Raw genomic sequence first — 7,438 nt, forward strand, 5'->3', positions numbered from 1 at the left:
GCGCCGAGGGGCGCGAGCCGACCACCGAACTGCGTGAAGTGGTCAACGCGATCCTCTACGTCGCGCGGACCGGCATCGCCTGGCGCTACCTGCCGCACGACTTCCCGCCCCACACCACGGTTTACGGCTACTTCAAGGAGTGGGAAGGCGACGGCACCGCCGAGCAGATCCACGACACGCTCCGTGACCAGCTCAGGGCGAAGAAGGGCCGGCGGATCCTGCCGAGCGCGGCGATCATCGATGCCCAGTCGGTGAAGGCCTCGCCGAACGCCCCGGCCGACAGCCAGGGCTACGACGGCGGGAAACGGGTCAAGGGCCGCAAGCGCCACATCGCCACCGACACCCTGGGCCTGCTCCTGGTGCTGATCGTCACCGCCGCCGGAGTCCAGGACTCCGCCGGAGGCAAACAGGTCCTGGACACCCTCGCCGTCCGGTGGCCCACCGTGACCAAGGCGTGGGTGGACGCCGGCTACAACAACGCCGTGGTCAAGCACGGCGCCGCCCTGTCCATCGACGTCGAGGTGGTCGCCCGCGACAAGGAGCAGAAGGGCTTCGTCGTCCAGCCGATCCGCTGGCGGGTCGAGCAGACCTTCGGGATCATGTCCCGGTACCGGCGGCTCCACCGCGACTACGAGGAACTGCCGGACCGGTCGCGCTCAATGATCCACTGGGCCATGGTCAACTCCATGACCATCCGCCTGACCGCCAGCCCCGACAAAGTCGGGCAATACCTCCGCCCGAAACCGCCTGCGGCGGCCTAAATCAGTATCGAACGCCCTCTGAGGGCGCCCCCGCCGCGATGCCGTCGAGCAGCACGGCGAGCCCGGCGCGGAAGGCCTCCCGGTGGCCGTCCTCGGGGGCACCGCCGCCGGTGCTCTGCAGGGCGACGAGCAGGGGGAAGCGTTCCGCGAAGTCCGGTGCCAGCTCGGCGAGTCGGGCGGAGCGGGTGGCCCACCAGTCCTCGTCGGCGATCCCGGTGGCGGCGGCCGCGCCGCGCGCGTCGGCGGTGGTGGCGGCCAGGCCGCGGACGAACTGCCAGAGCGCGGCGACCGCCCCGCGCAGCCGCGCCGGCGCCAGGCCGGCCGGCCGCAGTGCGCGCAACAGCGCCTCCATCGCGGCGAGTTCGGCGGGGCCGAGGACCGGGCGGGCCTGTGAGACCTGGAGCACCCAGGGGTGACGCAGGTAGCAGGCGTACAGGGCCTCGGCCCAGGCGGTGACGGCTTCCCGCCAGGCGTCGGCCACCGGGAGTCCGCCGGGGAATTCGGCGGGAACTCCCGAGGGGGGTTCGGTGGCGAGTTCCGCGAGCGCCCGGTCGTGCATCAGGTCGAGCAGTTCGGCCTTGCCGGGCACATAGGTGTAGAGCGCCATCGCGGTGCGGCCGAGCCGTTCGCCCACGGCGCGCATCGACAGCGCGGCCATGCCCTCGGCGTCGGCCACCGCGATTCCGGCGGACACGATCGCGTCGACGCTCAGACCCGGCTTGGGGCCGCTGCGCCCGGCGCGCGGCTCCTCGGGCGCGCCCCAGAGCAGGGCGAGCGCGCGGTGGGCGTCGCCCTGCCCGGCGTAGACGGTCATCCGACATCTCCTTATGGCGTAAAGTATCGCTCCGACGGCAACTCTTTATGCCGTAAGGTTACCAACCGAAGGGGTTTCGCGATGACATTGCCCGTCACCTTCGTCGAGGTCGTCGAGGTCCGCCGGATCACACCGCGCACCGCCCGGATCACCTTCGCCGCCGAGGAACTCCCCGACGCCGTCGGGACCGCCCCGGACCAGCAGCTGAAGCTCTGCTTCCCGCGCCCCGGGCAGCGCGAGCCGGTGCTGCCGGTCCGGCAGGACGACCCGATGGGCTGGTACCAGGCCTACCTGGCGATCCCGGAGGCCGAGCGCCCGCTGCTGCGCAGCTTCACCCTGCGCGGTCGGCGGCCCGGCACCCGGCTGGTCGAGATCGACTTCGTGCTGCACGGGGACTCCGGCCCGGCCGCCGCCTGGGCGGAGCGGGCCGCGCCGGGGGACCGGCTCGGGATGGTCGGCCCCTCCGCGCTGTACGCCCCGCGGGTCCCCTTCGTCGAGGCCGCCACGGAGGCCGACTGGGTGCTGCTGGCGGGCGACGAGACCGCGCTGCCGGCGCTCGCGACGCTGCTCGGGGTGCTGCCCGAGGGGGTGCGGGCGTACGTGTGGATCGAGATCGCCGACCAGGCGGAACGCCAGGAGCTGGAGAGCCGCGCCGAGCTGGAGGTGGAGTGGCTGTACCGCGACGGCGCGGCCCCGGGCACCGTGCTGACCGAGGCGTTCCGGGACGGCGTGCTGCCCGGGGGTGAGCCCTTCGTCTGGCTGGCCGGGGAGGCGGGGGCGGTCCGGGAGGTCCGCCGGCTCCTGATCGAGGAGCAGGGGGTGCCGAAGGAGGACATCGACTTCACCGGCTACTGGCGCCACCGGCTGACCCAGGACGACGCGCCCACCGCCGAGGACCTGGCGGACGCTCAGGAGCGGCTGGCCGGCGCCTGAGGCCGGGCCGGGCGTCCCGTGGCGGCTCCCGTCGCGGGGCGCCCGGGCGCCGTGGCGGCCGTTTCGCCGGGCGGCGGCGTGGGAAGGGAGTCCGCCGGGGCTCTCCCGTGCCGGCCGTCCGGATCCGGCAAGGGCCGATCGGCTGAAAGATGCGGATTCGACCCGATTTCCTCTCCGAATTTTACTGATTGATGGTCAACTTTACTTTCTGATGGGGATTTACCCCCTTGTCGTGATCCTCTCAGGTGCGTTGGAATGCGTCAGCTGTCCATCTGACGAGAGGATTTATATGATCGGCTGGCGGAAAACCCAGCTAGCGGCCGCCGTCACGGTGACCGCCGCGTCCATGGTCCTGAGCCTCGGGACCATCGCGACCGCGGCCCCGGCCCCCGAACCGCAGAACGCCCAGGCGGCGTCCACGGACGGGTCCCCGGTGCCGGTGATCGTCATCATGAAGGACCAGATCGCGGACGCCCCGGCCGACCACGGCCACCTCGGCGCCCGGCAGCAGAAGACCGCCGACGCACAGGCGCCGCTGCTGAACAAGGTCAAGGCCGGCGGCGGCACCGATATCAAGAGTTTCGTGGTCGGCAACGCCTTCTCGGCCACGGTCAGCCCCGCCCTGCGGGCCCAGCTCCAGGCCGACCCGGCCGTCTCCTCCGTGGTGGCGGACGCCCAGGTCCAGGTCGCCCCGCCGGCCGCCGCCAAGGCGAAGGCGGCCAAGGACACCGCCGCCGCCAAGGCGCCCAAGGCCGACGCCGCTCCGCAGGCCGTTTCGGGCAGTAACGGCCAGGGGGCGGAGGAGAACGCGACCAACACGGTCTGCCCCGCCGACCCGGCCAAGCCGCTGCTGGAGCCCGAGGGCCTCTACTCGACCCGGGCCGTCACCGGCAACGGCAAGCCCGGCGTTGAGGACCTGGCCACCGGCAAGGGCGTCAAGGTCGCCTACATCGCGGACGGCCTCGACCCGAACAACCCGGACTTCATCCGGGCCGACGGCTCGCACGCCGTGGTCGACTACCAGGACTTCGCGGGCGACGGCTGGGACGCGCCGACCGGCGCGGCCGAGGCCTTCGGCGACGCCTCGGCGGTCATCGCCCAGGGCCGCCAGGTCTACGACGTCTCCAAGTTCGTCAACTCCTCGCACCCGCTCCCGGCCGGCTGCAACATCCGCATCCGCGGCCTCGCCCCGGACGCCGACCTGGTCGCGCTGAAGGCCGGCGGCGAGATGATGTCCAACTCGTCGATCCTCCAGTCGATCGACTACGCGGTGCGGGTCGCCCACGTGGACGTGCTGAACGAGTCCTTCGGCGGCAACGTCACCCCGGACAGCGGCGCGCACGACACCATCTCGCTCTTCAACGAGCAGGCCGTCAAGGCCGGTGTCACCGTGGCGGTCTCCACCGGTGACGCCGGCCTCAGCGGCACGATCGGCACCCCGGCCACCGACCCGTCCGTGATCGCGGTCGGCGCCTCGACGGACAACCAGAACTACCAGCAGACCGGTTACGCGGCCTCCCAGTTCTCCAACAAGACCTGGAGCAACAGCCGCATCTCCGCGCTCTCCTCGGGCGGCTTCACCCAGGCCGGCCGGACCGTCGACCTGGTCGCGCCGGGCGAGTCGGACTGGGCGCTGTGCACGCCCGACACCAGCAAGTACACGGACTGCACGGGCTACAACGGGCAGCCCTCGCCGATCCAGCCGTTCGGCGGCACCAGCCAGTCGGCCCCGTTCGTCACCGGCGCCGCGGCCCTGGTCATCCAGGCCTACCGCGACACCCACGGCGGCGACTCGCCCGCCCCGGCGCTGGTGAAGAAGTTCCTCACCGGCACCGCCACCGACCTCGGCGTGCCGGCCGAGGAGCAGGGCGCCGGCCTGCTGAACGTCCGCGCCGCCGTCGAGGCCGCCCGCGGCTACGACGACGGGGACGGCACCGACGGTGCGAAGACCGTCGTGGTCAACACCGGCCAGGTCGACATCGCCGGCGCCCCCGGCTCGACCCACACCGCCGAGGTGTCCGTCACCAACACCAGTGACAGCACCCAGACGGTGAGCGCCACGACCCGCGGCTTCGCGCCGCAGTCGAGCAACCGGCAGACCGTCCAGCTGGACCCGTCCTCGAAGGACACCTTCAAGTACGCGACCAACGGCGCGGACTGGGTGCAGAAGCAGGTCAAGTTCACCGTCCCGGCCGGTGCCGACCGCCTCGCGGCCTCGATCGCCTGGCAGGGCGCGCCCAACCCGGTCACCAACGGGCCGGTGGTCCGGATGACGCTGCTCGACCCCTCGGGCCGCTTCGAGACCAACACCCGTCCGCAGGGCGGCGCCACCCCGGCCAACTTCGGCCTGGTGGACGTCCCGCACCCGGTGGCCGGCGAGTGGACCGCCGTCCTCTACACCCCGGCCGGCCAGGCCGGCTACAGCGGCGCCGTCCAGCTCGGCACCGCCACCCAGCGCGCGGTGCCGGCCGGCGCCGTGAGCCCCGGCACCACCGACCTGAAGCCGGGCCAGACCAAGACCCTCAAGGTCCAGCTCACCACCCCGGCCACCAGCGGCGACTCCAGCGAGGCCGTCCTGGTCTCCGGCTCCAACGGCAACACCACCAGCGTCCCGGTCGTGCTGCGCAGCCTCGTCCCGGTCAACCAGGGCAAGGGCACCTTCACCGGCACCATCACCGGTGGCAACGGCCGCAGCGCCTCGCCGACGCAGAGCTTCTCGTACGCCTTCGACGTCCCGAAGGGCCAGAAGGACCTGCGGGTCGGCCTGACCGTCGGCAAGGACCCGAAGCTGCTCATGCAGGGCGCGCTGATCAGCCCGAACGGCACCCCGGTCGACATCGAGGGCAACGGGCAGTTCGACGCCCAGGGCAACCTGGCGGGCACCGGCAACGGCGTCTCGGCCACCGCCGTCAACCCGGCCGCCGGCCGCTGGCGGTTCGTCCTGAACGTGCTCGGCCCGGTCAGCGGCCAGGAGCTCGCCCAGGACTTCACCGGCACCATCGCGTTCAACCAGAACCAGGCCACCGCGGCCGGCCTGCCCAACGACGCCCGCACCAAGCTGGCGGCCGGCAAGCCGGTCACCGTCCAGGTGAACTACACCAACAACACCGTCGCGACCCAGCGGATCGCGGCCGACGGCCGGCTGGACCGCCGGGTGGACGTGCCGCTGGTGCCGCAGGGCACCTCGGCGACCGTCACCCTGCCGCTGAGCCTCAGCTCCGCGGTGCCGTCCTTCCTGGTGCCGCCGGGAACCGACCGGCTCAAGGCCGTGGCGGCGTCCTCGACGCCGGCGCAGATCGAGCTGAGCGCCACCACCGGCTCGCCGGACCTGTTCGGCGACCTGAAGAAGGCCCAGGACGGCTCCACCGTCTCGGTCGTCACCGACAACGGCACCGCCGAGCAGCCGGTCGTCCCCGGCACCTGGAGCACCTTCGTCCAGCAGATCGGCCCGTTCGGCACCGGCGGCGCGCCGGCCGGCACCTCCACCATCACGGCCACCGCGCACACCCAGGCCTTCGACCCGGCGCTGACCTCCAGCACCGGTGACCCGTACGCCGCCTCGGTGAACGCCTCGGCCGCGGCCGCCACCCCGGTGACCGTCGCCCCCGGCGCCACCGGCACGCTCCAGGTGACGCTGACCCCGACCGGCCCGAAGGGCAGCACCGTCAAGGGCGTGCTGTACCTGGTGTCCGGCCCGACCGGCGTGGCCACCGCCAACAACGCCCTGAACACCACCGGTTCGGTGCTCGCGGCGATCCCGTACAGCTACACCGTGAACTGACGCCACGTCAGCCGACGTCAGGCCGAGGCCGTCCCGGGGTTCCGGGGCGGCCTCGGCCGCGTTCGGCGGCCGGGGTTCCGGGGGCGGCCGACTGGGCAGGGTCGGGAGTGAACGGATGTTGTCACCGGATGGGGAGTTGCGAGTTGAACGACGCGATCAAGCACGGCGAGGTCGTGGTGAACGGCGTACGGCTGCACTACGCGGAGCAGGGCGAGGGGCCGCTGGTCCTGCTGCTGCACGGCTTCCCGGAGAGCTGGTACTCCTGGCGCCACCAGTTCGCGCCGCTCGCCGAGGCCGGCTACCGGGTCGTCGCGCCGGACCAGCGCGGGTACGCCCGCAGCGAGCAGCCCGAGCGGATCGACGCCTACACCCTGCTGCACCTGGTCGGCGACGTGACGGCGCTGATCGCCGCGCTCGGCGAGGAGAAGGCCGTCGTGGTCGGGCACGACTGGGGCGCGCCGGTGGCCTGGGCCGCCGCGGCGCTGCGGCCGGACCTGGTGCGCGGGGTGGCCGGGCTGAGCGTGCCGCCGCTGCCGGCCGGGCCCGGCACGCTGTCCGCGGCCCGGGAGAACTTCGGCGAGGGCTTCTACCAGATCTACTTCCAGGAGCCGGGCCGCGCCGACGCCGAGCTGGCGGCCGACGTCAAGTCCAGCCTGCGCCGCATCCTCTGCGGCATCCAGCCCGACGGTGAGCCGCGACCGTGGATCGTCCCCGAGGGCAAGAAGCTGCTGGACACCGTCCCGGAGCCGGAGAGCCTGCCGGACTGGCTCACCGACGAGGACCTCGACGTGTTCGCCGCCGACTACGCCCGGCACGGCGAGCACGCCTTCACCGGGGGCCTCAACTGGTACCGCAACATCGACCGGAACAGCGAGCTGATGACGGCGTTCGTCGGCCAGCGGATCGACGTGCCCGCGCTGTTCGTGGTCGGCGAGCGGGACCTGGTGAACGCGATGATCGCCCCGGAGGCGGTCCAGTACCTGCTGACGCACCTGACGCCCCGGCTGCACCGGCACGTCCGGCTGCCGGACACCGGCCACTGGACGCAGCAGGAGCGCCCGGCCGAGGTCACCGAGGCACTGCTGGACTTCCTGGCGCACCTGGACAAGTAGCCGGCCGGGGCACCGGGCGCGGCCTCGGGGCTGTCTC

The 7,438-nt window shown here is 72.7% G+C and carries 5 protein-coding genes; 4 read left to right on the forward strand and 1 reads right to left on the reverse strand.

Translation table 11 applies throughout. The features are described from left to right. The coding region (locus tag ACFU7Z_RS32570; RefSeq protein ID WP_380781459.1) for an IS5 family transposase at positions 1–761 on the forward strand (761 nt) is incomplete at its 5' end. 1 nt (position 762) lies between these two features. On the opposite strand, the gene ACFU7Z_RS32575 is transcribed toward ACFU7Z_RS32570, so the two are convergent. Beyond that, positions 763–1,575: a TetR/AcrR family transcriptional regulator gene (locus ACFU7Z_RS32575; RefSeq protein ID WP_380781461.1), complete on the reverse strand. Its 813-nt coding sequence runs from the start codon at positions 1,573–1,575 to the stop codon at positions 763–765. Between the two features lie 81 nt (positions 1,576–1,656). On the opposite strand from ACFU7Z_RS32575, the gene ACFU7Z_RS32580 reads away from it, so the two are divergent. From ACFU7Z_RS32580 to ACFU7Z_RS32590, 3 genes are all read left to right on the forward strand, one after another. Beyond that, positions 1,657–2,508: a siderophore-interacting protein gene (locus ACFU7Z_RS32580; protein WP_380781463.1), complete on the forward strand. Its 852-nt coding sequence runs from the start codon at positions 1,657–1,659 to the stop codon at positions 2,506–2,508. Between the two features lie 346 nt (positions 2,509–2,854). Then, positions 2,855–6,289: a S8 family serine peptidase gene (locus tag ACFU7Z_RS32585; protein ID WP_380781465.1), complete on the forward strand. Its 3,435-nt coding sequence runs from the start codon at positions 2,855–2,857 to the stop codon at positions 6,287–6,289. A gap of 143 nt (positions 6,290–6,432) precedes the next feature. Then, entirely contained in the window at positions 6,433–7,401 is a 969-nt protein-coding gene (locus ACFU7Z_RS32590; protein ID WP_259316439.1) for an alpha/beta fold hydrolase, read from the forward strand. Positions 7,402–7,438 lie beyond the last annotated feature (37 nt).

Source organism: Kitasatospora sp. NPDC057518 (genome assembly GCF_042802075.1).
GTDB lineage: Bacteria > Actinomycetota > Actinomycetes > Streptomycetales > Streptomycetaceae > Kitasatospora.